General features: G+C 53.5%; 25 protein-coding genes. 9 read left to right on the forward strand and 16 right to left on the reverse strand.

Annotated elements, in window-relative coordinates:
- Nucleotides 1-600: 600 nt before the first annotated feature.
- Nucleotides 601-1,599 carry a 2-hydroxyacid dehydrogenase gene (locus DYY88_RS06435; protein WP_039726058.1) on the reverse strand — a complete coding sequence of 333 codons (999 nt, stop codon included), beginning with the start codon at nt 1,597-1,599 and terminating at the stop codon, nt 601-603.
- Nucleotides 1,600-1,779: 180 nt separating this feature from the next.
- Between DYY88_RS06435 and DYY88_RS06440 the strand changes: the two genes are divergently transcribed.
- From DYY88_RS06440 to DYY88_RS06455, 4 genes are all read left to right on the forward strand, one after another.
- Complete coding sequence (locus DYY88_RS06440; RefSeq protein ID WP_039726059.1) at nt 1,780-2,280, forward strand: T3SS (YopN, CesT) and YbjN peptide-binding chaperone 1; 501 nt, start codon at nt 1,780-1,782, stop codon at nt 2,278-2,280.
- A gap of 571 nt (nt 2,281-2,851) precedes the next feature.
- Nucleotides 2,852-4,879, forward strand: a complete 2,028-nt coding sequence (locus tag DYY88_RS06445) for an elongation factor G (protein WP_039729577.1) — start codon at nt 2,852-2,854, stop codon at nt 4,877-4,879.
- 325 nt (nt 4,880-5,204) lie between these two features.
- Nucleotides 5,205-5,453, forward strand: coding sequence for a 50S ribosomal protein L28 (gene rpmB, locus DYY88_RS06450; protein ID WP_437438578.1), 249 nt, complete (start codon nt 5,205-5,207; stop codon nt 5,451-5,453).
- A gap of 323 nt (nt 5,454-5,776) precedes the next feature.
- Entirely contained in the window at nt 5,777-6,196 is a 420-nt protein-coding gene (locus tag DYY88_RS06455) for an ACT domain-containing protein (protein WP_039726062.1), read from the forward strand.
- Between the two features lie 187 nt (nt 6,197-6,383).
- Here the strand turns inward: DYY88_RS06455 and DYY88_RS06460 are convergent, their stop codons facing one another.
- Nucleotides 6,384-6,581: a hypothetical protein gene (locus tag DYY88_RS06460; RefSeq protein ID WP_039726063.1), complete on the reverse strand. Its 198-nt coding sequence runs from the start codon at nt 6,579-6,581 to the stop codon at nt 6,384-6,386.
- 246 nt (nt 6,582-6,827) lie between these two features.
- Here DYY88_RS06460 and DYY88_RS06465 point away from each other — a divergent pair, with 246 nt between their 5' ends.
- Nucleotides 6,828-7,205 carry a rhodanese-like domain-containing protein gene (locus DYY88_RS06465; RefSeq protein ID WP_039726064.1) on the forward strand — a complete coding sequence of 126 codons (378 nt, stop codon included), beginning with the start codon at nt 6,828-6,830 and terminating at the stop codon, nt 7,203-7,205.
- A gap of 45 nt (nt 7,206-7,250) precedes the next feature.
- Here DYY88_RS06465 and DYY88_RS06470 read toward each other — a convergent pair whose 3' ends face one another.
- Both DYY88_RS06470 and trpB read right to left on the reverse strand, forming a co-directional pair.
- Nucleotides 7,251-7,892 (reverse strand): ribonuclease D, encoded by a 642-nt coding sequence (locus DYY88_RS06470; RefSeq protein ID WP_367889268.1) that lies wholly within the window; start codon nt 7,890-7,892, stop codon nt 7,251-7,253.
- Nucleotides 7,889-9,172, reverse strand: a complete 1,284-nt coding sequence (gene trpB / locus DYY88_RS06475) for a tryptophan synthase subunit beta (protein ID WP_084607010.1) — start codon at nt 9,170-9,172, stop codon at nt 7,889-7,891. Before trpB ends, DYY88_RS06470 begins: the two co-directional genes overlap by 4 nt.
- Before the next feature lie 234 nt (nt 9,173-9,406).
- Between trpB and DYY88_RS06480 the strand changes: the two genes are divergently transcribed.
- A complete protein-coding gene (locus tag DYY88_RS06480) occupies nt 9,407-10,090 on the forward strand; it encodes a Bax inhibitor-1/YccA family protein (RefSeq protein ID WP_039726068.1) in 684 nt (227 codons plus the stop codon).
- An 8-nt stretch (nt 10,091-10,098) separates the two neighbouring features.
- Here DYY88_RS06480 and DYY88_RS06485 read toward each other — a convergent pair whose 3' ends face one another.
- Nucleotides 10,099-11,622, reverse strand: coding sequence for a glycoside hydrolase family protein (locus DYY88_RS06485; protein WP_052288679.1), 1,524 nt, complete (start codon nt 11,620-11,622; stop codon nt 10,099-10,101).
- Between the two features lie 233 nt (nt 11,623-11,855).
- Complete coding sequence (locus DYY88_RS06490) at nt 11,856-12,209, reverse strand: hypothetical protein (protein ID WP_039726070.1); 354 nt, start codon at nt 12,207-12,209, stop codon at nt 11,856-11,858.
- A gap of 394 nt (nt 12,210-12,603) precedes the next feature.
- Between DYY88_RS06490 and DYY88_RS06495 the strand changes: the two genes are divergently transcribed.
- Nucleotides 12,604-13,440, forward strand: a complete 837-nt coding sequence (locus tag DYY88_RS06495; protein ID WP_039726071.1) for a photosystem II manganese-stabilizing polypeptide — start codon at nt 12,604-12,606, stop codon at nt 13,438-13,440.
- Between the two features lie 374 nt (nt 13,441-13,814).
- Here the strand turns inward: DYY88_RS06495 and DYY88_RS06500 are convergent, their stop codons facing one another.
- The 5 genes from DYY88_RS06500 to surE all read right to left on the reverse strand — a co-directional run bounded on the left by DYY88_RS06500 (nt 13,815) and on the right by surE (nt 20,529).
- Entirely contained in the window at nt 13,815-15,998 is a 2,184-nt protein-coding gene (locus tag DYY88_RS06500; RefSeq protein ID WP_242517579.1) for a PhoX family protein, read from the reverse strand.
- A gap of 271 nt (nt 15,999-16,269) precedes the next feature.
- Entirely contained in the window at nt 16,270-17,178 is a 909-nt protein-coding gene (locus tag DYY88_RS06505) for an AAA family ATPase (protein ID WP_039726074.1), read from the reverse strand.
- Nucleotides 17,179-17,237: 59 nt separating this feature from the next.
- Complete coding sequence (locus DYY88_RS06510) at nt 17,238-18,305, reverse strand: bifunctional riboflavin kinase/FAD synthetase (RefSeq protein ID WP_039726076.1); 1,068 nt, start codon at nt 18,303-18,305, stop codon at nt 17,238-17,240.
- Between the two features lie 275 nt (nt 18,306-18,580).
- The gene (locus DYY88_RS06515) at nt 18,581-19,456 is read right to left on the reverse strand and encodes an MBL fold metallo-hydrolase (protein WP_039726077.1); all 876 of its coding nucleotides are present in this window, start codon (nt 19,454-19,456) and stop codon (nt 18,581-18,583) included.
- Between the two features lie 188 nt (nt 19,457-19,644).
- Nucleotides 19,645-20,529 (reverse strand): 5'/3'-nucleotidase SurE, encoded by an 885-nt coding sequence (surE, locus tag DYY88_RS06520; RefSeq protein ID WP_044151104.1) that lies wholly within the window; start codon nt 20,527-20,529, stop codon nt 19,645-19,647.
- A gap of 342 nt (nt 20,530-20,871) precedes the next feature.
- Here surE and pheS point away from each other — a divergent pair, with 342 nt between their 5' ends.
- Nucleotides 20,872-21,873 carry a phenylalanine--tRNA ligase subunit alpha gene (gene pheS, locus DYY88_RS06525; RefSeq protein WP_039726078.1) on the forward strand — a complete coding sequence of 334 codons (1,002 nt, stop codon included), beginning with the start codon at nt 20,872-20,874 and terminating at the stop codon, nt 21,871-21,873.
- Nucleotides 21,874-22,361: 488 nt separating this feature from the next.
- Complete coding sequence (gene plsY / locus DYY88_RS06530; RefSeq protein WP_039726079.1) at nt 22,362-23,006, forward strand: glycerol-3-phosphate 1-O-acyltransferase PlsY; 645 nt, start codon at nt 22,362-22,364, stop codon at nt 23,004-23,006.
- A gap of 28 nt (nt 23,007-23,034) precedes the next feature.
- Here the strand turns inward: plsY and DYY88_RS06535 are convergent, their stop codons facing one another.
- From DYY88_RS06535 to pipX, 5 genes are all read right to left on the reverse strand, one after another.
- The gene (locus tag DYY88_RS06535; RefSeq protein ID WP_039726080.1) at nt 23,035-23,334 is read right to left on the reverse strand and encodes a hypothetical protein; all 300 of its coding nucleotides are present in this window, start codon (nt 23,332-23,334) and stop codon (nt 23,035-23,037) included.
- 21 nt (nt 23,335-23,355) lie between these two features.
- On the reverse strand, nt 23,356-24,183 hold the full coding sequence (proC, locus tag DYY88_RS06540) for a pyrroline-5-carboxylate reductase (protein WP_367889269.1): 828 nt from the start codon (nt 24,181-24,183) through the stop codon (nt 23,356-23,358).
- A 74-nt stretch (nt 24,184-24,257) separates the two neighbouring features.
- On the reverse strand, nt 24,258-24,887 hold the full coding sequence (locus DYY88_RS06545; RefSeq protein ID WP_039726084.1) for a cell division protein SepF: 630 nt from the start codon (nt 24,885-24,887) through the stop codon (nt 24,258-24,260).
- A gap of 417 nt (nt 24,888-25,304) precedes the next feature.
- Nucleotides 25,305-25,991 carry a YggS family pyridoxal phosphate-dependent enzyme gene (locus DYY88_RS06550; RefSeq protein WP_039726086.1) on the reverse strand — a complete coding sequence of 229 codons (687 nt, stop codon included), beginning with the start codon at nt 25,989-25,991 and terminating at the stop codon, nt 25,305-25,307.
- Complete coding sequence (gene pipX / locus DYY88_RS06555) at nt 25,988-26,260, reverse strand: transcriptional coactivator PipX (protein WP_039726088.1); 273 nt, start codon at nt 26,258-26,260, stop codon at nt 25,988-25,990. The genes DYY88_RS06550 and pipX overlap by 4 nt, the downstream gene beginning before the upstream one ends.
- Between the last annotated feature and the right edge of the window lie 115 nt (nt 26,261-26,375).

Here is a 26,375-nt window from a genome sequence, read left to right on the forward strand (position 1 = left end):
GGGGAAGTTTCGACGTTATCGCTTGCGGGCAGCTCTCATGCGATCGAGCGTAAACCCGTAATTTTAAAATGTGGTTATGAGCGTTACATTTGACCGCAACATTCTTTGAATCTACAGGCACCAAGCGCATAAGCCATCCCTGGCACGCGCAGTCCCATCAGGGTAACAGTTTGGTGAAACCTTAATTTTTCCTAAACAAATGATTGCTTGACTGCTTGTCTTTGGTGATGCTTTTTACCAAACTCGGCGATGCATCTATCCGAATTAAGATTTAGCATAAGCATTCACTATGAATGTCTCCTAATATTTTTCTTTCCCTGTATTTGTGAAGCCTAAATCGGATAATTTTGGTGACGAATTTATTTATTTTGAAGACGGATTTTTAGCTTATTTCAAGATTTTGATGGACTTGGGGAGTCGGGGAGCAGGGAAGCGGGGAAGCGGGGAAGCGGGGAAGCGGAGACATTGGGGGATGAGGCATGAATCAGTTGGGGCCGTCGAGCGAGCTATCTACTGACGGGAAATGGCTAGCGTCCTGGCTGCCGTGCTCCCCAATCACTTTGGCCTGGCGCAATCCTAAGTGCGATCGCCCGATCGCGCTTAGGATTGCGGCTTGATCTGATTGATGCACTCGCGGCCCGCTTCAATATCGTCAATGTTGCTCAGGGTGGTATCGGCAATATTTGCCAATGCCTCGCGGGTAAAAAACGCTTGGTGAGCGGTGATCACCACGTTGGGAAAAGACTGCAACAGTTGAAAGGTCTCGTCTTGGATGACGCGATCGGAGTGGTCTTGAAAGAACAGCTTTTCTTCTTCCTCATAGACATCTGCGCCCAAATAGCCCAATTGACCACTTTTCAACGCATCAATCACCGCCCGCGTGTCGACCAAGCCACCGCGACTGGTGTTGATCAGCATCGCCCCCGGTTTAGCACTCTGTAAGGATTCCGCGTTGATCAGGTGATACGTCGCTGGCAGCAGCGGGCAGTGCAGTGAAATGATATCGGACTGCGCCAGCAAGTCGTGGAGGGGCACGTAGGTTGCGCCTAAGGCTAGGCAGTCGGGATTTTCGTACACGTCGTAGGCCAGCAGCTTGGCCCCAAACCCTTTCATAATCTGGGCAAAGCACAGGCCAATTTTGCCCGTACCGACAACACCGACCGTTTTGCCGTGAATGTCGAACCCGAGCAGTCCGTTTAGTTCAAAGTTGTCATCGCGCACGCGGTTGTAAGCACGGTACAGCTTACGGTTGAGGGAGAGAATCAAGCCCACGGCGTGTTCGGCGACAGCATAGGGCGAGTACGCGGGCACCCGGACGACGGCTAGCCCCAGTTCAGCGGCCACTTGCAGATCGACGTTGTTGAAGCCCGCGCAGCGCAGGGCGATCGCTTTCGTTCCGGTACTCGCGATCGCCCGCAACGTTTCCTCATTCAGCTCATCATTAATAAAGACACACACCACCGGAAAGCCTTCCGCCAGGGCTACGGTCGTCGGATCTAACCGGGGCTCAAAAAACACCAGTTCGTGAGGGTGATGTTGATTCGCCGCCGTGAATGAAATCTGGTCGTAGGGCTTAGTGCTGAAGAAGGCAATTTTCATATGGACTGGGGAGTATAGAGTTGCTCAGGCGGTCAGGCATCGTTAGGCTATCATCCGCGTCCCCGGTGCGTCTTCAGAACTTGGGGTCACTGCATCTCTACGTCTTGGGAGATAGCAAGCGATCGCAGCACTAGCAGATAATGGTGCTCGTATTGTTTCTTTAGCCTTGGCCTTCACCTTATGGCTCCGCCCTTTAGCAACTCAGTGCAGCAGCTGACCTATCAAAAAGTCGCTGATTATCTGAGCGGTTCCGATCTCTTTCAAGCCTCGTTGCGTACTTATCGCGATCGCCCCAAGTTCGACATCCTCTACGGTTCGGCCCTGATCGAAATTGAGGTGCTGCCGTGGGAGGTACATCCCTGGGAAGCGGGCGACCTGGCCACCGTGCGGGCCACCAGTTGCGTCACCGTGGGCAGCACGCTGGAGTGCGAACTCTTACAGTTCTTGCTGACAGAAAATCGGCGGATGCGCTTTGGCGCTTTTCATCTGGACGATGCGGGCCAGGTGGTCTTTTCAGAAAGTGTGCTCGGCGGCGAAGAGATGTCAATCATTGAGTTGCAGACTTGCATTCTTTCCGTGGTGACGATCGCCGATACCTACGACGACATCATTGCCGAGCGGTTTGGGGGGCAGCGGGCCAGCGATCGCTTACCCCAAAGTTTCCCCCAACCCTTGGCGTAACTCGCGCGGCTGGAGAGGTTACCGTCATCTGCTAGAACCGCACACTTGGGAACAAAGAAGACAATACCCCAAAGTACGAGCATGCAAAGCACAGCAAATTTAAGAGGATGTTTGAGAATTCATCCGAGGTATCAAATTAGGCTAAGCGTCGCACCATAATCCGAATCATAGCGAGGTAGATGAATGCCTNNNAAGGGCTGATGGTTCGTATCTTCAGCTTATGGCGAGTGAGCTTTTTTACTGACTGAGCGATTTATCAAACATCCTCTAAGGATTTATTCAATATTCGGCTGGCTATATTCTTTCGTGAAAAACAGCTTTTTCTTTAGGTTTAATTCGTCAGTTTTGTGACTTCAGTGTCTGGTTAACACCCATCAAAAACGTTCACTTTTCTCAATATCGGCTTACGCTTCTTAGCTCAGTGAATTTTTTTGTGGAAGAGAATCCCACCGTTTATGAGAGCGTTAATGTGAAACTAAGCCAGTAGATTAACTGGTCATTGATTCACCCAACTTCCCAGGCGCTACGGGTGGTTAGGTGAAGCCGTTTCACCTCAATGGAAGGGGTAATTATGACCCAGAAAGTATTAGCGGGGCCTCGCAATGTTGCCATTGTTGGCCCCTACTCTAGTGGTAAGACCACCCTGTTAGAAAGTTTGCTGTACATCGGGAAAGCCATTACCCGCAAAGGCAAAATTGAAGAGGGAACCACGCTGGGAGACGCCACACCAGAAGCCCGAGATCGCACCATGACCGTTGAATTAAACGCCGCCAGCGCTGAGTATGGCGGCGTTCGTTTTAATTTTTTAGATTGTCCGGGTTCCGTCGAGCTACAACAGGAAACGGACAACGCTTTGATCGGTGCCGATGCCGCCATCATTGTGTGTGAAGCAGACCCAAGCCGGGTATTGACCCTGGCTCCTCTGTTCCAGTTTTTAGACAGTTGGGAAATTCCCCATCTGATCTGGATCAACAAAATGGATCGGGCCACCGCGCCGTTTCAAGAAGTGCTAGAAGCGCTAAAAACGGTTTCCAGTCGGCCCATTTTGCCGCAGCAATATCCCATTCGCGAAGACCAAAGGCTGGTAGGCTTTATCGACCTCATCACCGAGCAGGCTTACCACTATCACGCCAATGCACCCGCTGATCCCGTGCCCCTGCCAGCCACGTTGAAAGCGCAAGAGCACGCCGCCCGCGACGAAATGCTAGAAGCTTTGGCCGATTTTGATGACCATCTGCTCGAAGAACTGTTAGAAGAAATCGAGCCCCCCCAAGAGGAAATTATTAAAGACCTCAAGCAAGATTTGGGCGCTGACCTGATTGTGCCTGTCTTTTTCGGTATCGCGTCCGATGACTACGGCACCCGTCCCCTCTGGGATGCCCTCGTCAAAGAAGCGCCCGAAGCCAACGCCACCGCAGCGAACCGTGGGCTGGAAGCCGACGGCGACGAAACGTTGGCCCAAGTCCTCAAAACCTTCTACACCCCCCAGGGCGGCAAGCTGTCGCTAGTGCGACTTTGGCAGGGTAGCCTCAGCGATGGTGATAGTTTGAACGGCGATCGCATGGGCGGCATTTATCAGCTCATGGGCCAGCAGCAAAACAGCGTCACCCAGGCTCAAGCCGGGGATATTGTGGCGATCGCTCGCCTCGACAGCGCCCTGACCGGAGCGACTTTGACCACCCATGGCGAGCCCAGCGTCGAACTGCCGACCGCTGAAGTGCTGGCGCCCGTCTATGCCCTCGCCATCACCCCCGAAAAGCGCAGCGACGAAGTGAAGCTGACCGATGCCCTCACCAAACTGATGGAAGAAGATCCATCCCTGCGATGGGAGCAGCACGGCGACACCCACGAGGTGATTTTGTGGGGCCAAGGCGAAGTGCACCTGAATATCACGCTGGATCGCCTGCGTCGCAAATACAACCTGCCCATGACCACGCACCTGCCGCGCGTGCCTTATAAAGAGACGATTCGCAAAGCGGGCAAAGAAATTCGCGGTCGCTATAAGCACCAAACCGGCGGCCACGGGCAATTTGGCGATGTCTATCTCGACATTCAGCCGCTCGATCGCGGCGCTGGCTTCAGTTTTGACCAAAAAATTGTCGGTGGCGTCGTGCCCCGCCAATACATTCCCAGCGTAGAAACGGGCGTGCGGGAATATCTCAGCCAGGGGCCGTTGGGCTTCCCGGTGGTCGATGTCGCGGTCACCCTGACTAATGGCTCCTATCACAATGTGGATAGCTCGGACCAAGCCTTCAAACAGGCGGCCCGCATCGCCATGCAAGAGGGTTTGCCCAAGTGCGAACCCGTGCTGCTAGAGCCTGTGGACGCCGTGGAAATTTCGGTGCCGACCAGCTTTACCTCTAATGTGTTGAAACTGATCAGCACCCACCGAGGACAAATTCTCGGCTACGAGGGCAAGGCGGGCTGGCAAGGTTGGGATGTCGTTTCTGCCTATATTCCCGAAGCGGAAATGCAAAAGCTGATTCTGGAACTGCGATCGCTCTCCATGGGGGTCGGCACCTTTAACTGGAAGTACGACCACCTGAACCCAGTGCCAGATGAGTTGCGCGATCGCATTCTTGCGGAAACCAGCTCGTAATCCCGCTGCTCTCCTCTCAACCCAGTTGCCAGACTGAATAAACGTCAAACCGATCTCCCTGTAGGCACTACTTAGCCCCAGGGAGATTTTTTAGGGTTTCAGTGAGATGCTAACCACTGACATCAAGTGTGCCGTTGCTAGAGAGGGACAGTAAGAGCCGCACAAACAGCCAGCAATGTGCGGGGTCGGACAACTAACCGATTCACCTGAGCGGTATCGGGGAGAGCAACTCAGCCATCCTGAGAATTGCCGCAAAGCCGCGATCGCACTTCCGTTGGCGAAGGATTTCGCCTATGATAATTATTTGTGAATAAAACTGACCGTTTTGGAGAAGCTGATGGCTCGTCATTGTGATCTCACTGGCAAAAAGGCCAACAACGCCTTTGCAATTTCTCACTCCCACCGTCGCACCAAGCGCCTGCAAGAAGCCAATCTGCAGTCCAAGAAAGTTTGGTGGCCCCAAGGCAATCGTTATGTAAAACTTCGCCTCTCGACGAAAGCGATCAAAACGCTTGAGAAGAAAGGTATCAGTGCCATGGCTCGCGAAGCTGGCATTGATTTATCTAAGTATTAATCGTTTCACACCGACGGTCGGTTAGTGATTGCCACCAAAGTTCCCTGAAGGTCAGACACCTTGAGGGAATTTTGTTTTGTCCAGCTACATAGAATATTGTGGCGATCGCCTCATCTGTTCCGGCACTTACGTGCGCGGATACTGAAACACCTGCCAACTCCCGGCTGCGGCTAACCACAGCCACTTTCAGCCCATCAGCTTTCGCCTCGCCCTACTCGCGATAGTGTTCCGATCAGTGATGCCATCATTCCAAAAATTGGGAGAAAATCGAGTCCTCTGCTACCAGGCATTGACCGACCGTTTACCTCAGCGCCAACATCAACATGTCTGATGCTCCAGTCGGCGAAACGCAACTCTCAGTCTTGCTCAGCACATTACAACCTGAGCTGCATCCCGATACCTTCGTGTTTGTGACTCTGCCCACATCGCATGTTCCCGACGATCTAGAACCTGTGTGTCAGTTTCGCGAGGCAGAAGGGTTGACATTGATCGTGCCTCAAGCTCAAGCGGCCCAAGCTCAACTGTCGTATCAATATCCCTGTCGCATGATCACGCTGACCGTTCACTCTAGCTTGGCTGCCGTGGGCATGTTAGCCGCCATTACCCAAGCGCTAGCAACAGAAGGCATCAGCACTAATGTGGTGTCAGCCTACTTTCACGACCATCTTTTTGTCGCCTGCAATCGCGTCGAGGCAACGCTTGACTGCTTGGCCCGACTGGCAGCGACCGCATTAGACCCCTGATCTCAACCTATTGCGCTCAAGCCACCTATGGCGACTGAAAATCCTGTTTAAAGACCAAAACTCCCTGCAACCCAGCTGACTCCATTGAGAGTTAGCGCGATCGCAGAGAGCTTATGAATATTTGCACTAGGCATTGCCAATCGCTGCGCACAATTATGTAAATCGCGACTGAACAAGGCTCGGTCAATTAACGCAGCACCAAAAAGAAATTGAGCGCCAGTAAAGCCGCCGAAACGCCCAGGAATAAGTTGCTCATAGATAACGAAGCATGATTGTCGGCTCGCATTTGGTCGGCAAGCACAGCGACCTTAACCTCGTCTCCACCGTTTTGGTAGCGATTTGAATAGCGCATGTCTAAGTGACCTTGTTTGATCGATATATCCATAATGTAACAAAAACGTTACAAGATTGCATACACTCTCAGACTGGCGGTATTCATCATGATGACGGCCCTGTGTAATCGCTAACGCTTAGAGCAGACTCACCTGAGAAGTCGGCCTGTGAGAATTAGGGGGATCCTGAGAGGCGTCATGGATTTAGAACATAAAACGGGATCGCTGTGCAAGTAATTCAAAGTTTTGTTAACTTGCAGATAGTTAGAAGACTTAGACTCAGTTATTAGGTATCTGAAATGGCTAACCGATTACTTGGTATTTTTCCGAAACCTGCGGCCATGCAGGACATGTCTCGCGTTTATGATCTGAAGTCGCGTTTGGATTGGGGCGAGCCCGCACTGACCATTATCGATATTCGCGATCGCGCGCTCTTCAACGAGAGCCACATCATGGGGGCAATTTCTATGCCCATGGCTGAGTTACTTGGCCGGGTGCAAGCCGCTTTGGAATACGATCGCGATATTTACCTCTACAGCCACACCGATGAAGAGGCTGTGCAAGCGGCTCAACAGCTACGCGATGCTGGTTATCAGAAAGTCTCTGTGGTACGTGGCGGAGTCGCAGCCTGGAAAGCCGCTGACTTCCAAGTCGAAACTGGTATGGCAACAGTATAAGCGTTAAGACTGAAGAGCAGTTATCGCTCGGTAACTGCTCATCAATTAATGCTCAAAGATATTGGTATATTGCAGCAGGTCGAGGGTGACTAGAGTAGGAATGCAGCTAAAGCATTCTGAAGCTAGTTGTCTTCGACCTTCTCTTTGCAGCATATGGGTCAGCGATTGGCGAATCTCATGCAAAAATCGCACATCGTTGGCGGCATACCGGAGCTGCTCATCAGAGAGATGCATCGCGTTGCCCCAGTCAGAACTTTGCTGGGTTTTGTCCAGTTCGACGCCAGTCATTTCTCTCACCAGCTCTTTCAGTCCGTGTCTAGGACTGTAGGTGCGAATCAGCTTGCTGGCGACCTTCGTGCAAAAGATCGGCTTCACATCAATTTCCAGGTGATATCGCATCGTTGCCAGGTCAAACCGGGCAAAGTGAAAAATCTTGGTGATGTTTTGGGCTTCCATCAGGCGCTTGAGATTGGGCGCCGCTTGTTGGCCGAGCTCGATGCGTACAACACTCACATACCCGGCTTCGTCACAAAGCTGCACTAAACAGAGGCGATCGCGCCACGGCAGCAAGCCCATCGTTTCAGTATCGACAGCGATCGCCTCTGCCTCTAAATACCGCTCTAACAACTCGTCAGAGAGATCGCGATCGCAGACCTCAAACATCTCTGGGGCTAACCCTTCACTCACGACAGATTCCCCAATGCTTTGGCTACCGTTTGCACATCCTTATCCCCACGACCAGAGCAGTTGATCACAATCCGCGGATCGTCCGACAACTGCGGACACAAGGTTTCCAAATATGCAAAGGCATGGGCCGTTTCCAGGGCGGGAATGATCCCCTCCAGCTGTGACACGAGCTGTAGCGCATCCAGGGCTTGCTGGTCAGTAACGCTGTAGTATTCGGCCCGACCAATTTCTTTCAAATAGCTGTGTTCTGGCCCGACACCGGGATAATCTAACCCCGCACTGATCGAGTGGGCTTCTTGAACCTGGCCGTTGCTGTCTTGCAGCAGGTAACTCATGGCACCGTGCAGCACCCCCACTCGTCCCTGGGTCAGGGTGGCGGCGTGCTTGCCCGAGAGAACGCCTTCGCCCTCCGCTTCGACCCCAATCATCCGCACCGAGGTGTCGCCAATGAAATCGTGAAAGAGGCCCATTGCGTTGGAGCCGCCGCCCACACAGGCCATCAAAATGTCGGGTAAACCGTTCCACTTCTCCACACATTGAGATCGCGTCTCTTGACCAATCACCGCGTGAAAGTCCCGCACAATCATCGGATAGGGATGCGGCCCGGCCACTGACCCCAAAATATAGTGAGTCGTTTCGACATTGGTGACCCAGTCACGAATCGCTTCTGAAGTAGCGTCTTTCAAGGTGCCGGTGCCAGCCGTGACAGGGCTCACCTCGGCCCCCATTAAGCGCATCCGAAAGACATTGAGGGCTTGCCGCTCCATATCTTGCACGCCCATGTAGATGACGCACTTAATGCCAAACCGGGCGCAAACGGTCGCGGTCGCGACGCCATGCTGTCCGGCTCCCGTTTCCGCGATGACGCGCTCTTTGCCCATGCGCTTAGCCAACAGCACCTGTCCCAGCGCATTGTTAATCTTGTGAGCACCCGTGTGATTCAGATCTTCCCGCTTTAAGTAAATTTGTGGGCCGCTGCCGTCGGGACGGACGTAATGAGCCGTCAGACGCTCAGCGAAGTAAAGCGGGGTAGCGCGGCCAACATAATCACGAAGTAAGCCATCTAGCTCGGCTTTGAAATCTTCGGTGTCGCGGTAACGGTAATAAGCTTCTTCCAGTTCAGCCAGGGCGGGCATCAGCGTTTCGGGCACGTACTTGCCCCCAAATTGCCCAAACCGACCGAGCGGATCAGGCCGCGCAGACAGGGCTAGTGCATCAGCGGATAGCTGGCTCAGAGGAGTGGACTCGAGGTTAGAAGGAGAAAGCGGCGTCTGGGTCACGGGTTTTAAGGCGATAGAACAGCGGCAGTGGCAATCATTATAAAGAATTGCGTGAGCCCCTTTCAGGCGATGTGGGCTTAAGAAAGCTGAAAGAAAGCCGAAACCGGTCATCAAGCCATCAAGTTGTTGACATACTTGAGGTGAGGCCGCGCTAGGAAAACTGGCGACTGTCGCGGCATCAACGCCGCCGCCCCAGACAGGTGGCTTAATGGATGAACCTAAGGAGAAGTGCCCATGATCACTGTTGCCCAAGCGCTGCCGAGCGATCGCGCCGCCTTTATTCGCCGCACCTACACCCATTTGGCGGGGGCCGTGCTCGCATTTATCGCGGTGGAATGTGTCTTGTTTATCACCGGCATCGCGGGAGCCATCACGAATCTCCTGGCAGGCAGTCGGTTCATCTGGCTCGCTATCTTAGGCGGCTTTGCCATTTTGGGCTGGTTTGCTCGCAGCATGATTGCGCGGGCCAAGTCTGGCGAACAAGCCTATCTGGGCTTGGGAATATACGTGGTCGCCGAGGCACTGATTTTTGCCCCCATTCTCTACATTGCGGCGGTTTACGCTGGGGATGATGTGATTCCCATTGCGGCGGGGCTGACGCTGTTACTCTTTGGGGGCTTGACCGCGATCGCCTTCACCACCCGTCAAGATTTTTCCTTCCTTCGGGGATTCCTCACCATCGGCGGCTTTGTGGCATTGGGGTTAATTCTCTTTAGTGTGCTGTTCGGCTTTACCTTGGGCCTGATCTTTTCTGGCGCGATGGTCATTTTCGCGTCAGCGGCCATTTTGTATGACACCTCCAAAGTCATGCACCACTATTCCACCGACCAGCATGTCGCCGCGTCGTTAGAGCTGTTCGCCTCGGTGGCGCTGCTGTTTTGGTACGTGTTGCAGATTGTGATGTCCCTACGCCGTTAAGGCAGGCATCACCGGAGCTGACAAAACTTGCGCGAGTTATCGAACTCTGGATCTTGCCACGAGTAGGCAAAATGGCTCACCGAATTGATCTGAGGCATGGCCTGACGAATCGCCTGCATCTGCGCTTCTAACGACGGGCGATTGCGCATCGACTGCCCCCAGGCCCCGGCAAGGGCCGGTTTTACGGACTGGGCACCCTGCGGCCCAGCCGCTGCCATCACTCGGCGAATCTCATCCAAAATGCAGCCGGTATGGCCACACACGCCATAGGCCATCGGATGCCAAGACATCCAGGTGGGAAAGCGATCCCAATACTGTAAGCGCGAGTCAAAGCCATTCCCCACCGTTTGGTTACCGAGGGGAAAAAAGACGGCTCCGGTGCGCAAGCCCCTTTGCTGAGCTAACTGCCCCGCCTCAGTCAGATAGTCCACCACGCCCTGCACGGCATGAGCGACGGTCAATTGCCATAGCTCCCGCTGCAAAGTAGATAACGCAGCAGGAGCGACGTTACCTTTTTGATCGGAGGGTACACGACTCTGCCACAGGGGCTCTGAGTCGTTGGGATAAGCCTGTCTGACAGCTTCCAAATCAGTGGGTGATAACTGCCCCTGCTCAAGATAGCGCTGGATTAACGCCAAGCCTTGGGCGTTGGTGGCGCGGCGCAGTAGAGCATTACGGGATGCCTCGCCATAAATCCACAGGTCGGCAACATCATCAGTGACTGAGTAGCCGCCAGTCCCTCGGGGATACCGGATGTAGTCGAACAAAATGCCTTGGGGACGGCGCTCGGCCACCTCTGACAGGACCGTTTGAAAGTGTTGTCGCGCTTCCAGACTGTAGGGATCGACAAAGACCTCTTGGGCATTGCTGCTCAAGCCGTTTTGGGCAAAGGTGTAGGTATCTTGACCACGCCCGTTCATGGCGAGGGTGCGGCGCTGTTGCGGATTCAGGGTGTACGTATAACCGAAGTTCAACGAAAACACCCAGGCATAGGTTTGCAGTCCGCGTGGTGTGGCTTTGGCGATCGCCTCTGCCAGCAAATCGCGCTGCTCATAACCAGGTGTCTGCACCACCGACGGCCACACTGTCGGGTTATCGGCCTTTGGCAGCAACACCATGCCGCTATAAAACGCTTCCGCATAGACCTGGTTGTAACCCAAGTTGGCAATGCGATCGAGCACCGCTTCGAGGATGCCAGGTTGCAAATCACAGGGATAGAGCCGCAGCCAAACAGCTTGTTCACGGGGCCAATTGGCGGCTCGACATCGAGCCAGCGCCTGGGCATGTTCCGACACCAAAGCTTCGTACTGTGCTTTGGCTTGCCCATCATTATTTTCAAAGGCAGCACGGCGCAGGGCTTCTTTGCGAGAGGCGTCGGCTTGGGAGATTTGACAATAGCTGTTGAGCTGGACGGCACTAGCGCGCTTCGGCAATGCCGCCTCTAAGGTCATGGCACTGCCTAAACCGATCGCGATCGCCGATATCACTGACCCCAGCACAGACCGTAGCCATGTACGTTGCAAATGTTTCATGCCCATCCCGTGTCGTGTTGATCCTGTCCCGGTAGACGCGCTTAATGCCCCTAACGTTTCCCATCATTTGGCCGTGAACAATACAACGGTTAGGCGGGCGATCGCCATGGCAATATCGATTGCTCAAGCAGACCAAATGGAGTCAGCCAGCACGACAAAACAACCCCATCACCACTGACTTGGTTCACCCCAGCCAAAATCGATGCTTCATTCTAATTCGGTTGCTCAAAAATCTACTCAGTGGCCGAAAAATTGCCTTCCGCATCATCCATATCGTCAGATATTTCGGCTTCAGCCAGTTCTAATTGCTCTAACAGCGCATGGAGCCGCATCCGTTGAATATAGGGCCAGCCACCACTGATTTCGATATCGCGGAGTAGGGCATATAGCCGCTGACGGTTGGTCGGCAAAGAATCTTGAAACCAAGCATCACGAATCTGGCTATGCAGTTCTTCTAACAAACGCAGCAGTCCTAACAAGGCGATTTCGTCACCAATGCGGGCGATCGCCGCTTGTTCCGACGCCTTGGCAAGCTGCTTGAGATCGTCTGGCAACTGGTCAAAGTCAATATCAATGCGATCGCCCATCGTACTTACTTCCCATTAGAACCTAGCAGTCAAATCTCACCTACTCTATCGGTTTCTCTCCCGACATCCAGAAATTAATATCATTTACACTTCTTAACTTTAGAGTCTGAATCTGAGAACTCTACCGTGCTCCGTCGCTGAGCCATGTAGAATGCTAACTTGAGGCTTTGAATCGCCCCCCAAGACAGCTCCAAATCATCCCCAGGTATCCCCCTCCGGGACTCTTTATGAGGACACTATCATCATGTATTCCTGGCATGGTTCATAGCTGCACTTAGTTAGAGTGGCGATAAATTCACAAAACTGCGTCAGCAGTTTGCCAAAGCTGAGATTAATATTCTGCTCCGACAGAACTCCATTTCATACAGAGACTCTATTGCTTTTGAGGTTGACCATGAGGTATCGCGCGCTCATTGTGGCTTTCCTGGCTGTTTGCCTGGGCTTTTTAACCGCTTGCAGTGATGGCCCCGTCGCCACCGCTGACGTTCCCCTAACCTATGACGAGATTCGCAACACTGGGTTGGCAAACAAGTGCCCTCAGCTCTCTGAGACCGCGAGAGGTACCATCCCAGTTAGCGCTAGCCAGTCTTACCAAATTGCTGGTCTATGCCTAGAACCGACTAGCTTTTTCATTAAAGAAGAGCCCACCAATAGCCGCCGCGAAGCGGAATTCATTCCGGGTAAATCCCTAACTCGTTACACCTCGTCCCTTGACCAAGTCCGTGGCGATCTGGTGCTAGAAGATGATGGCAGCCTAACGTTTTTAGAAAAAGACGGTATCGACTTCCAGGCCATCACAGTACAACTCCCCGGTGGTGAGCAAGAGCCCTTCTTATTCACCGTCAAAGGATTAGTCGCTCGCTCTCAAAGCGATCTCAATGCAGTCACTACCTACACTGACTTCGAAGGTGATTACCGGGTGCCTTCTTATCGGACATCTAACTTCCTCGACCCCAAAGGACGCGGTTTGGCAACAGGCTATGACACCGCTGTCGCACTGCCAGCCCGTGGCGATGAAGACTTAATTCGGGAAAATACGAAAGCTTTTGACGTGTTGGAAGGTCACATTTCGCTAATGGTTTCTAAAGTTGATCCAGAAACCGGCGAAATTGGGGGCACGTTTGAAGCGATCCAACCTTCTGACACTGATATGGGCACCGCAGAGCCCGTAGACGTCAAAATTCAAGGCATTTTCTACGGCTATTTAGAAGAAACCACGGAAGAAGCCTAACGGCCTCCAACGACTGACCACTCCAATAGGCTGACTTGACAGCTCAGCTTGACTCAACGAGGAGAGATTGAAATCAATCTCTCCTCGTCGTTTATGGTCTGTTTACTTGTCTTGGCCGGTTGTGAACTTCACCAAACGCGGCTCTTTGCCAGATCATCATTCAAAGATCACATTTCAACCGTGCATCCTTTGCCAGATCAGGCGATAAGCCTTGTCAGACAGGCCAATCAACCGCCATCTTATAGATTTTGAGAGTGCACCCCATGCTCGCTGAATATTAGTGCAGATCAATAATTGCCCTGGACATTTCCGGTATTTATGCAGAAATGTCCAGGGCAAATTTGTATCCAAGCTAGTTCACAGGTAAATCGTGATTAAACCAGGGTGCCGCCATCGATTTTGCGGACAGCGACCACAGCCGGACGCGGTGCCGCGTTGACCTGCTGACTGGGCCAATTAGAGCCCAGGGGCACGTCGCGCTCTTGGGTAAAGAGCTGACCATCGGTCGTTTTCATCGCAAACTTGCGCGTCTCAAAGGCTCCCTCTTTGCGAGTGCCATAAGTTTCACCTGGGTGCTGAGCCGCCAAAAAAAGAGTCGACTGGTCTTGGGTGATAAACGGGCCACACATCTCACATTCCATCGGGCCATAGGCAAACATCAACGCTTCCCCAGCATGTGGCCCCGAGGTGGGAATGTACCAGACTGAATTGTTGCCAAACAATCCGCGCAGATTCGACTGGCTGACGGCGTTACCTTCTTCATCAATTCGGCTGGCGACTTCGAGATTATGCTTACTGGTGGACATATCCGTCACCATCCACAGGTTGCCGCTGCCATCGATTTCCAAATTATCCGGGTTCGAGAAGCCAAAGCCACCCTCGGCAGGTTCACCGCCCAAAGCCATCATTTCCCAGGTAAAGGTCATGGCGGCAGGGTCCGTTCCCGTCTCTTGCAACTTCATGATCCAGCCGTGTTCATAAGGCGTTTCGCCATTCGGGCCTTGAAAGATAGTGTTATCGGGGCCGCCGTCGCCACCGGGGCCACCTGACGTAAAGGCGATGAACAATGTGCCATCAGCCGCCACATCGGTGTCTTCGGGGCGGGCGGTGCAGATCGCGCCTGCCGCATTGGCGGCAAAATGCGCGTCGATCAAAATCGCCCCCTGCTTTTCCTCAGCAGAGCCTTCGTACAGATCGCCTAAGGTGCGATATCGCTGGGCAAAGGCCCGCATCTCAGCATCGGACTCAACTTTGACCACGCCGCCTGCGGGCCGTTGCGGCAAGGTAATCATGCCGCCTGCCACTTGGCTGGGCATATCGGGGTTCACCGCTGTATCGGCTTGGAGGGCAATCCACTGGCCGGTGCCATCCGCATTGAATTTGGCCGCGTAGAGCATGCCGTCGGTCATGAGTTGGGAGTTAGTTTTGCTGGTGGGATTCATCACCGTACCAGCACTCACAAATTTGTAGAGGTGGCCGCCCCGGCGATCGCACCCCGAGTAAACCGCCAGCTTTTGATTAGCGACGGCGCGTACTGCCACGGCTTCATGGCGAAACCGACCGAGCCAGGTGTGCTTGACCCCGTAGTCGTCAGCGTTGGCGGGATCCACCTCTACCATCCAGCCATACTTATTGCCCGCGTAGCCAAAGACGCCACCCAGGCCATCAAAGTCATTGGCCTCGACGATAAATGGCTTTTCGGAGGTTGGCAGGGAAGTGCCATCGGCAAAGACGGGTTCGGGTACGTAGTTCTGAAAGTTTTCTTCAGCACTGAGCACCGTGCCCCAGGGGGTAGTGCCGCCCGCGCAGTTATTGAAGGTGCCGATAATTTTTTCGCCCAAGTCGTCTACATAGCCCCGACCTGAGGTTTTATTAAAGACAGCCACAGCCGGCCCTGTGCTGGCTAGGTAACGGCCATCTTCCAGACCTGAGAGGCCCGTGATGCGGCGATCGGCAGGGGAGAAGGTACGCTCCCAGGCACCAGCGGCATTACGGCGCACTGAGATGACGCCAATCCCCACGTCGGTCAGGGCTTCTTTCCCCAATTCACGCAGCTGCGCCTTGAGCACACTGTTATCGGGCACGTCGTCAAAATTAATGCCCGCGTCGCCCGCAGCGATCGCAGCAGTCTTGATTTCATCCAAAGGCAGTGACTGACCAATGACATCAGGATACGTTTCTAGCCAGGTGCTGCCGCTGATGTATTCAAAGTTGATCGTCAAATAGCCTTCGTTGGGTGCAGTTTCGACCAGGGACAGGTAGTCGTTGTTGTAGCCAAAGCGCGAGTCACCAATTTGATCGCCCCAGGCTCCAATGACGTCGTAGGTGTAGCCCTCAGGCACCACCAACTCATCTTGCACAATGTACCGACTAAATTTCGTCGATTCGTTAGCGGAGGACAAGCCCATGTAGGGCATGGGCATCGGGCCTTCGACGGGGGTGAACGGTAGCGAAGTGTTGGCCAGGGCTGGCGCACCTTGCAAAGGGGCTGCCAGTTCTTTACCCGTACGCCCCCAAGGGACTAAAGCGGTCGCCCCAGCAGTGGCGCCTATAAACATCAAAAACTGTCTGCGCTTAAGGCTCATAATGACCTGTGTTCTCTGCTCAACATCAGATGGACTGGTGTCATCAGCTGCTGAGCCGGAGCAGCCATTTATGGCATTGACCGATGTGCCAACCTTCACCATTTACGGCGGGGCAGCGATCGCTCCCTGATACGACAACCCTGACAACACCTGCCTTCCAGTGCCAAATCCTAGGGCGGCCAGATTAATGACAGGTAATGTGAACGTTATGGGTCGGCAAATTTTTCAGATTCCTATTGGAGCTTTAGGGCACGGGGACGGAATCCAGAAGGGAAGCAATGAGCGGAGCCCCTTGATGGCCCCCCGCAGGAATCAAGCGGTGAGCCAACACATAGGGGGCTAACTGTTTCACATCGTCGGGCAAGGCGTAGTCGCGATCGCTCAAAAATGCAAATGCCTGCACCGCCCGATAAAACGCCACGCTGCCCCGAGGACTCACCCCCAAGGTGATATCGATATGGTCTCGCGTGGCTCGCACCAGCGACAAAATATACTGCTTGACGGATGCCTCAACCCGCACTGTCGCACAAGCAGCCTGAATGCCCGCCACTTCTTCGGGTGTGATACAGGGCTGCAAATCCTGGGGACGAGTAGGGGTCGTCAAGCGATCTAGCATGTTGCTTTCTTCGGCCTCAGCGGGATACCCCAGAGAAAACGATAGCGCGAAGCGATCCATCTGGGCTTCTGGCAGCGGAAAGGTACCCTGATATTCCACTGGATTCTGAGTCGCAATGACGAAAAACGGGGTAGGCACAGGGCGGGAGACGCCATCCAGCGTCACCTGATGTTCTTCCATCACTTCTAATAAAGCTGACTGGGTGCGCGGTGTCGCCCGATTAATTTCGTCCGCCAGCAGCACGTGGGCAAAGACGGGGCCCGGCATAAATTGAAACTGACCGCTGCTGGGGTTCCAAATGTTGGTGCCGGTAATGTCAGCGGGCAGCAGATCAGGCGTACATTGCACTCGCTGAAACGACCCATCAATGCAGCGTGCCAATGACTTGGCTAAGAGCGTTTTGCCCACACCAGGCACATCCTCTAGCAAGGCGTGGCCGCCAGAAAATAGCGCTACCAGCACCAGACGAATCGCCGCTTCTTTGCCGACGATAGTTTTGCTGAGGTTGTCAAATAACTGCTGGACGCGATCGCTCATACCCAATTCCTAACGGTAATGCTGGCTTTATGATGCCCTGCTGCCCGGTAAATTGCCCATTACAGCACCGCTAACGCCGCCTCACAATCCGCTTGGATTTGGGCTTTAAGATGCTCTAACGAGTCAAATCGCTGTTCCGGTCGGAGGAATCCTTTGAGGGCCACCGTCAAGGTCTGGCCGTATAGATCGCCTTGCCAATTCAGCAAATGTACTTCGATCGATTGGTTTTGCCCGTCTACAGTTGGGCGCACTCCCAGATTCATCACCGCCGGTAGCGCCTTATCGTCGGCATACCCCGGCACCCCGTAGACCCAAGCGCTATAAACACCGGTGCGGGGCAAAAACTTTTCGGGGGGTACTTGCAAATTGGCGGTCGGAAAGCCTAATTGACGACCGAGTTGTTGTCCCTTAACCACGCGCCCCAGGAGGCGATAAGGTCGCCCCATGAGTTGCTGCACCTGGTCAATATCCCCGGCGCACAGCGCTTGGCGAATGCGGGAACTGCTAATGCGATCGCCCCCCTCATGGGCTAACTCAACCACTGTGACGCGCGTGCCTTGTTGTTCAGCCAACTGCTTCAGCAAGGTGACATCACCCTGTCGCTGACGACCGAAGCGAAAATCGGCCCCCACACTAATATGCCGAGCCTGCAAGCGTTGCAAGAGCACTTGTTCGACAAATACCGCTGGCGGCAAATTTGATAACTCCGCATTAAACGGTAACAACACCAGTTGCCGTACGCCTAAGAGCTTCATCAAAGCGGCTTTTTCGGCTAGAGGGGTCAGCCAAGGCCGCGACTGCCCCGAGAAAAATTCCTGAGGATGGGGATAAAAGGTCACCACGGTTGGAATCGGGGAGGGTGCGCCGGGCGGCAGATACGCTGGAGGGGCCGCTGGCTGAAAATCACACTCATCTAGCAATAGCGGGCAGCGATCGCTATATCCCTGTAGGTTGGCAAAATCGGTGGGCGGCGTGAGGTGCTGAGCAGCTAGCACTTGAGACGCACTAGGCGCGATCGGCAAAATGGGCCGAATCACCGTTTGATGCCCTAAATGAACACCGTCAAAGTTCCCCAGGGCAATATCCGATGGGGTGTGAGCCGTTGACAGTGACGAAGTAATCCACACGTTTACATTCTGACATAATCCGCCTCCATGCAGGACGCCAGCACCTACAAGACCTTCGGGCGCATCTCATGTATTCAGGCGCATCCCATGTATAGGCAAATTCTGCATTATGAGGAGGACGGCTATTTGGCCCGCGATCGCAATCCAGCTATCCGCTTGCAACGCCCGGCTACCCCTGCAGCCAGTCGATGATTTCTACGGTTAGCGCTCAAATCACCTAGCCACCACCCTGAGAAAGTGACCGTTATCTGCCGTTGCGCATGAGCCACTGAGGACTAGGCGAGCACGGCAGACTCTGGAGCCGACATCAGATCAATGACCATTCCCTCTTTGGCCACAACGCTGTTGGGATACTGCTCTGCGGTGTCTTGAGCAATTTCATCCATAAACTCATCGTTGTGCAACGGATCGTGATGGAAAATCACGAGTTGCTTGACGTTGGCCGCCTTGGCAACTTTTACGGCTTCTTGCCAGGTGGAGTGCCCCCAACCCACTTTGCTGGATTTTTCGTTGTGGTACTCGCTGTCGGTATAAGTCGCGTCGTAAATCATGACATCAGCATCACGCGCGAGCCATAAAACATTTTCATCCAGCCGATCGGGAAAATGTTCAGTATCAGAAATGTAGGCAGCAGCTCGGCCATTCCAACTGACTCGATAGCCGACAGCTTCACCAGGATGATTGAGCAGCGTGTTCTCAACTTTGACGTCACCGAGCTGCACGGCTTCGCCAACATCAATATCGCAGAATTTCATATCCGCACCCATAATCTGCAGCGGTACGGGGAAATTGGGATGCAGCATTTGGTCATTCAAACGCTGCTCGATTGTGCTGCCATTGGGCGCGATCGCGCCATAAATGTCAATTTTGTTGCCCGGTACAAAAGCCGGAACAAAAAAGGGAAAGCCTTGAATGTGATCCCAGTGTGAGTGGGTAAAAAACATCGTCACGTCCAGGGGCATTTCGGATAAAAGTTTTAAGCCCAGTTCTCTTAAGCCAGTACCGCCGTCAAAAATGAGCAGCTGGCCACCCACCCGCATCTCAATACAGGAGGTGTTGCCGCCGTAGCGCACAGTGTGAGATCCAGGGCAAGCAATGCTGCCACGGACTCCCCAAAAACGGACCAAGAACTGGTTTTCTGTATCAGACATGAGTGTGTTGCTTCAAGAGTTGGCAAGTCGCTGCGAAAGCTGCTCCGACACTGACCATTAATATGCCCTAATGGTATTGAAAATCTCGAAAGTCTGCTTGATCAAAGTTTTGCCTAAGATAATTCTATCGAATCGGTTTGTGGCGAATCTTTACAAACCTCAAGAGCCATCTAGCCACCTGCACTAATTTATGATTTCACCGCTCCGTCTGAAGCATCAGGACGAAGTGACGAGCACTCGCACTGAGCCTGCCAAGCCTGTAGCTGCATCATGCCCGCATGGGAGGTGAGATTATATTGCAGTGGCGTCATCGTGATCCAATTTTCTTGAATTGCCAAAACGTCTGTTGGCATCTGCGCTAAAGCTTGAAACTGCGGCAGTTGCTCTAATTGTTCAGCGAGTAGCTGATAGCTGTCTTCATCATGGGCCACGGGTTCCAGCACTTCGCCTGCTAACCAGTAATAGGTTTTACCGCGCGGATCAACCCGCTTTTCAAACATATCGATATACCGCCGCACGCCCTGACGCGCAATCACACATCCGGGGATATCCGCCGCTGCGACGGGCGGGATGTTGACATTGAGCAGCATCGGTTCAGGCAGTGGCTGCGCTGCCAAGGTCTCGAGCAGTTGTCGCGCAAACTGAGCAGCAGGCTCAAAGTCACGGGACGTAAAACTGGTGAGGCTGAAAGCGATCGCGGGAATCCCTTCAATCACGCCTTCCATCGCTGCCGAGACTGTGCCGGAATACAGCACATCCGTCCCCAAGTTGGCACCCTGATTAATTCCTGAGAGCACCATATCCGGCGGGCTGTCGAGAATTGCCCCCAGGGCGAGTTTCACGCAGTCAGAGGGGGTACCTGAGCAGGCCCACGCTTGAATCTCGGGATGAAACACGCCTTCCACCGACTCAGCCCGAATAGGGTCATGTAGGGTCAAACCATGCCCAGTGGCCGAGCGTTCGCGATCGGGACAAACCACCACTACCTGGTGTCCGGCAGTCGCGAGGGTGTCTGCCAGTGCCCGAATGCCCATGGCAAATACACCGTCGTCATTGCTAATGAGTAGTTTCATACCGTCTCAATCTGACCTTCTCACGTCAACCAGTTAGCTCGTGCCAAAGCCCTAATTGTAGAAGGAGCCGGGCGGACGTTGAGGATAACGGACCCACAAGGGCGAATGGGACAGACCGAACTGATTACCGTTGGGCTGACCCAGGCGATCGCGCCCTCAATACAATAGAGTGGTTAAAGTATTCCCGCTGAGGCGCGATGGCTCGTCAGCATAACCCATGGTTCATGGGGGTATCGCCGCTGGGGCAGAACGCTCTTAGCCGCGATCGCGCCCATTGTCACCAGCCACCGCGTTTTAGTGTGAGCTGCCTCTAGCTGTCGTCGATTCTGTTTAGTACCTGGCATGACCCCACCTTCTGCAAGTTTAGAAGCCGATTTGCAAACCCTACAGACGGCTGGCGAGGCGGCGATCGCTGCTGCCGACAGCCTCGACGCATTGGAAAAGATTCGCTTAGATTATTTGGGCAAAAAGGGTAAAGTCTCCAAGGTCTTAGGGGGCATGGGCAAACTGCCACCAGAAGATCGCCCTCGCATTGGCTCCTTAGCTAACCAAGTCAAAACGGCCATTCAAACTCAGTTGGATGAGCAGAAAACCCAGCTGCAAGATGCCGCAATTCAAGCCCAGCTAGCGGCCGAAACGCTGGATGTCACCATGCCCGGCGTGTATCAGCCTCAGGGGCGCGTGCATCCCATCAACAGCATTATTGACCAAATCACCGAAATCTTCGTCGGCTTAGGCTACACCGTCGCTAGCGGCCCTGAAGTCGAGTCTGACTATTACAACTTCGAAGCGCTCAACTTTTTGCCTGATCACCCAGCGCGGGACATGCAAGATACGTTGTATCTGCCCAATGGCGACCTCCTGCGCACCCATACGTCAAATGTGCAGATTCGCTATATGAAAGAGCATGAGCCGCCTTGCCGGGTCTTGGCGACCGGTCGCTGCTATCGTCGCGATACCGTCGATGCGACCCATGCCGCCGTTTTCCACCAAATCGAATTTTTTGCGATCGACAAAGGTATTACGTTTACTGACCTGCGGGGCACCATTCGCGCCTTTATCGATGCCCTATTTGGCGATATTCCCATTCGCTTTCGGCCCAGCTACTTTCCCTTTACCGAGCCCTCCGCTGAGGTGGATGTGGAATGGAATGGCCAATGGCTGGAAGTCTTAGGTTGCGGCATGATCGACCCCAACGTCTTAACAGCCGTGGGATACGATCCGGAAATCTACACTGGGTTTGCCGCTGGTCTCGGGGTTGAACGCTTGGCGATGGTGCAGCATGAAATCGACGATATTCGTCGCCTTTACGGGAGTGATCTCAGGTTCTTGCAGCAGTTTTAGAGGCTTCAGCCGTAAATCAGGAAAAGCCCTGCACAGTTTTGCGGCTATGCAGCGTCTTGTGGTTGCTTCATAGCACCCGATTATCGCTCTGGATCTGTCGCCATGGGATGAATTTTAAGTGTTGAACTGCATTAAGTGCAGCACTATCGAAAGTGGCAAAATCACGAGGGCGTATAGAGTGCTCACTTTTGTATTGCTAACCTTCCAGAGATCAGAGACACACTAAATCCCATCAGCTCTCAAGCCAAGGTACTCCGCCGGTTGGGGAGGCAAGGGGTGATCGCTCTGTACAGCAGTTTCTACTTCTGTGAGGTATGGCACAGGCCCTAAAGCCCTGGTTGAACCTTTTCAGATCTGGATTTGCACTTTACTCAGCTGGGAAACGCAGTAAATGATCCCCTGACCTTTGTAAAAGTTCGAGCAGCCAGATTTAGAGGGATCACGCTGGACAGTACACTGAAGAGTGGTGTCCCCAGGGAGAAATCATCATGGCTTGGCTAGTTGGAGTACTGACGCTGTTGGCAGCTTACTTGCTCGGCTCAATTCCCACGGGATATATCATCGCCAAAGCTGTGCAAGGAATCGATATCCGCGAACACGGCTCAGGCAATACGGGCGCAACCAACGTCATGCGCGTTGTTGGCAAGAAAGCGGGGATCGCTGTATTGGTGGTGGATCTCTGTAAAGGGTTGTTGGCCGTGCTAATGGTGCAAGGACTATTGACGGCCAGCTATGCCAACTTGCCAGTTTGGCTGGAGACGCTGCCGTGGTGGATGACTGGAGCAGGCTTGCTGGCAATTTTGGGCCACAGTCGGTCGGTTTGGCTGAACTGGACTGGGGGCAAATCGGCAGCAACGGGGCTTGGGGTGTTGTTGGCATTGTGCTGGCCCGCGGGACTCGGGGCGGCAGCAGTATTCGGAGTGACGCTCGGCCTCTCAAGAATTGTCTCTCTGGGATCGATTACTGCCGCTTTAGCATCCGTGGTGTTTATGGTGGTGTTTCAACAACCGTTGCCTTACATCTTGCTGGCGATCGCAGGCAGTCTCTACGTCATTCTGCGCCATCGCACCAATATCCAACGATTGCTAGAGGGAACAGAGCCACGCTTAGGCAGCCGAACGCCCACCAGCTAATCTCCATCTAAGCAATCCTGCCTTTTCATCAGCGCTGGTAGCGTCCCCAAGAGAGAAAAGCAGTCACTACAAACAGAATGACGGCTGAACCCAGGACGGCAGGCAAGATCGGTACGCCTTGAATATCCCAAGTGACAAAATCGGGAATGGGTAGCGAATAAGTTGTCTCTAAATACTTGATAACCCATTCTCCCAACCAGACACCCGCAAAGCCAATCACAATCAGGCCAAAGATTTTGCCGGGTATGCGACGGGGAATTAAAACAGTCGCTAAACCGGCACAGCCCAGGGCAATTAAAATTTGAACGACTAAGCGAGTCCAATCCATGGCTAGTCTCCAATCGGGGGGTTAAGTCCCGAGCTCATCAGCGCGATCGCAGGCAGCCTTGACCGCACGAATCAACGCAGTGCGAATGCCACCCGCTTCTAGTGCGGCAATGCCAGCAATGGTGGTGCCCCCTGGACTTGTTACCCGATCTTTGAGAATTGCCGGGTGCAGGTCGGTATCTTGCACAAGGGTAGCGGTGCCCCGTACGGTTTGAATGGCAAGTTGTAGAGCGATCGCCCGCGGCAGACCAGCAGCAACGCCACCATCTGCCAGGGCTTCGATCATGATGGCCACGTAGCCAGGGCCAGAGCCAGACAAGCCTGTTACGGCGTTAATCAGATTTTCGGGTACTTCGACCACATCACCGACAGCGGCAAAAATTGTCCTGGCCTGGGCGAGATGGTCGGCGGTGGCGTGTTGACCGGGAGCGATCGCGGTCATCCCCGCGCCTACGGTAGCGGGAGTGTTCGGCATTGCCCGTACGACCGGCCAGCCAGGAACTGCCGCTTCGAGCGTCACGAGCGGCGTACCAGCCATGATCGAGAGCAATAGCGAAGTCTGTTGACTGGCAGCAGCCTGCAAGTCTGGCACCAGCTTGCTAAAAATCTGCGGTTTGATCGCTGCCATTACCACTGCAGCATTGGCAATCACCGCACGATTATCACCCGTAGCTTGCACACCATAGGTGTCAACCAAAAACTGCCGACGCGATGCCGACGGATCCCCGACAGCGATCGCCTCAGCGGCAAAAATTTTCAGAGAAATAAGGCGAGAGATGAGTGCTTCACCCATCACCCCGCCTCCCAAAACGCCTAGCTGTGTTGGCAACGAGCTAACGTCCTTTTTCAACGAACAGTAGAGTTGACGATGTCGCCATCGTCGCTATCAATCACGCTCTCAGCAGTGCTGATGGAGTGAGGCAACTACCCCATACCCACAGCGCGGTCAGTTCCCCAAACGGGCGTAGGAGGAACGCTGCGAGGGTCAACCATCGGCGTTTGAGGCGCCATGGGCATGTCTTCCTCAACATCGGTCGGCGTGCTCACATGCACACAGTTGGGCGTAAACAGGAAGATGCTTTCACCAATGCGCTCTTGATGGCCATCGATGGCATAGGTGCCGCCCGCGACGAAGTCAACTGCCCGCTGAGCCTGATCCGGATCCATCGTGGTCAAGTTCAGTACGACCGACTTGCGTTCCCGCAGGGCTTGAATCGCTTGTGGCATCTCCTCAAACGAGCGTGGCTCCATCACCACAACTTCGGAGGCACCATTAATTGCTCCAGGCATACCAATCACATTACTTCCCATGGTGTTCATTCCAGCTTCATTGGACAACATCCGCTCGCGGACTCGACGGCGCGCGCGCACGTCTTCTTGCACAGGTTGCGGCTGGGGCTGCGGAGCCGCCATTACCGGTTGTTGTGGTGAGTTTTCTTCTTGATAGAGGGTCTGGTAATCATCCCCAGCCTCGATCTCGTCATACTCATAGTCGTAGTCGGCAGGGTCGTTGAGGCCGACAAAGTCTCTTAGTTTATTGAACAAGTTGCTCACAGCTACACTCCATGACAATCAGCAGTTTGCAGGCCAAAGACCCGCTCAGCATGAGAGATGATGCCAACGACCTCGTTTAGCAGCTTCCTACTGCGTGAGTGAAGAAACAAACTAATTGAGGCAAGAGGCGTCGTTTTCTAGCCGAATCAAAGATTGAATCAGTCACAAAACGAGTCGTTCGTTGAACCGCTTATACTCTAATCGAGTTTGCGGAATTTGAGTCCACAGTATACACGAAATCCCTAAATGGACACCCCAATTAATAATTAGTTAAAAACTTTAGGATCTTTACCAGCGCTTGATTTCATCCTTTGGATTGAATTGATCCGATCGCACCGATCAAGTTTTTTGATCGTGGCCAGGGTTGCAGGATCAAACTAACTCGAAGCAAACTTGCAAATGACCGATCGCTGAAACCTAAGCAGGGCGATCGCCAAAGAGAGTTGTGCCTAGTCGAATCATCGTTGAACCAGCAGCGATCGCAACTGGATAATCGCCCGACATCCCCATCGAAAGTTCTGATAAGTGCAGCTGATCAAACCCTTGCTGATTGATTTGATTGGCCAAAATTTTCGCCCGCTCAAAGATGGCTTCCACCTCGGCCATTGAGCTTTCTAAAGGGGGAATGGTCATTACCCCCACAATGTTTAAATGCCTCAGTTGGTTCAATTCCGGTAGAGCGGCCCACAGTTCTTCTAATGAAAAGCCGAACTTGGCCGGATCGGGCACCATTTTGACTTGCAGACAACAGTAAGGCGATCGCCCGATTTCGCCTGCAATCTTGTCCAGCCGCGTCGCAATTTTGAGACTATCGATGGAATGAATCCAGTCAAAGTGCTCTAATGCCTTGCGGGCCTTGTTGCTTTGCAGATGACCGATCAGATGCCAAGTAATGTCATCGAGGTCAGTCAGTTCAGCTTGTTTGGCGATCGCCTCTTGCACCATGCTTTCGCCAAAATCGCGGAGATTGGCCTGGTAGGCAGCTCGTACTGCACTCGCCGGTTGTCGCTTAGAAACACCAATCAACCTCACCTGGGGGGGGAGGTCGCGGGTAATTATCGTGATGCGATCAGCAATGGAATTGGTGGACGGAGACGCGGTCATTGAAAGGTTTGCTTGTAGATCTTCTGCAAGCGATCGTACTCCGAATAGTTGCCCTGTCGCCGCACAGCACGCATCCTTTCTTCAAACCGTTGTCGCGCATCGCTGCGACTGACCGAATCAAAGGTGAAGCCTCGAGGGATGGTTGCAGTCACCACAAAGAACAATCTCTGGGCATACAAGGTCGCGAATAACTCTTGCCCTTCGGCCACCATACACAGCCGGAAGAGTAGACCAAACGTTGGGTGATTAATGTAATTTTCTGTACTCATCCAGGTGGGAAAACTTGAGTCATGGTACCGCTAGCCACCCAAACACTTTAGGTCATCACGGGATGTAACACTAGAGTGTATATCAGGGTGGCACTTTGATTACAAAAACCGTTGA

The organism is Leptolyngbya iicbica LK (assembly GCF_004212215.1).
In the GTDB taxonomy this organism is placed as follows: Bacteria; Cyanobacteriota; Cyanobacteriia; order Phormidesmidales; family Phormidesmidaceae; genus Halomicronema; species Halomicronema iicbica.

Bases quoted from the DNA above. Each gene is read 5' to 3' on its own strand.
- DYY88_RS06435 (WP_039726058.1), bottom strand. From the start codon at position 1,599: ATGAAAATTGCCTTCTTCAGCACTAAGCCCTACGACCAGATTTCATTC.
- DYY88_RS06440 (WP_039726059.1), top strand. From the start codon at position 1,780: ATGGCTCCGCCCTTTAGCAACTCAGTGCAGCAGCTGACCTATCAAAAA.
- DYY88_RS06445 (WP_039729577.1), top strand. From the start codon at position 2,852: ATGACCCAGAAAGTATTAGCGGGGCCTCGCAATGTTGCCATTGTTGGC.
- DYY88_RS06455 (WP_039726062.1), top strand. From the start codon at position 5,777: ATGTCTGATGCTCCAGTCGGCGAAACGCAACTCTCAGTCTTGCTCAGC.
- DYY88_RS06460 (WP_039726063.1), bottom strand. From the start codon at position 6,581: ATGGATATATCGATCAAACAAGGTCACTTAGACATGCGCTATTCAAAT.
- DYY88_RS06465 (WP_039726064.1), top strand. From the start codon at position 6,828: ATGGCTAACCGATTACTTGGTATTTTTCCGAAACCTGCGGCCATGCAG.
- DYY88_RS06480 (WP_039726068.1), top strand. From the start codon at position 9,407: ATGATCACTGTTGCCCAAGCGCTGCCGAGCGATCGCGCCGCCTTTATT.
- DYY88_RS06485 (WP_052288679.1), bottom strand. From the start codon at position 11,622: ATGAAACATTTGCAACGTACATGGCTACGGTCTGTGCTGGGGTCAGTG.
- DYY88_RS06490 (WP_039726070.1), bottom strand. From the start codon at position 12,209: ATGGGCGATCGCATTGATATTGACTTTGACCAGTTGCCAGACGATCTC.
- DYY88_RS06495 (WP_039726071.1), top strand. From the start codon at position 12,604: ATGAGGTATCGCGCGCTCATTGTGGCTTTCCTGGCTGTTTGCCTGGGC.
- DYY88_RS06500 (WP_242517579.1), bottom strand. From the start codon at position 15,998: ATGTTTATAGGCGCCACTGCTGGGGCGACCGCTTTAGTCCCTTGGGGG.
- DYY88_RS06505 (WP_039726074.1), bottom strand. From the start codon at position 17,178: ATGAGCGATCGCGTCCAGCAGTTATTTGACAACCTCAGCAAAACTATC.
- DYY88_RS06515 (WP_039726077.1), bottom strand. From the start codon at position 19,456: ATGTCTGATACAGAAAACCAGTTCTTGGTCCGTTTTTGGGGAGTCCGT.
- surE (WP_044151104.1), bottom strand. From the start codon at position 20,529: ATGAAACTACTCATTAGCAATGACGACGGTGTATTTGCCATGGGCATT.
- pheS (WP_039726078.1), top strand. From the start codon at position 20,872: ATGACCCCACCTTCTGCAAGTTTAGAAGCCGATTTGCAAACCCTACAG.
- plsY (WP_039726079.1), top strand. From the start codon at position 22,362: ATGGCTTGGCTAGTTGGAGTACTGACGCTGTTGGCAGCTTACTTGCTC.
- DYY88_RS06535 (WP_039726080.1), bottom strand. From the start codon at position 23,334: ATGGATTGGACTCGCTTAGTCGTTCAAATTTTAATTGCCCTGGGCTGT.
- DYY88_RS06550 (WP_039726086.1), bottom strand. From the start codon at position 25,991: ATGACCGCGTCTCCGTCCACCAATTCCATTGCTGATCGCATCACGATA.
- pipX (WP_039726088.1), bottom strand. From the start codon at position 26,260: ATGAGTACAGAAAATTACATTAATCACCCAACGTTTGGTCTACTCTTC.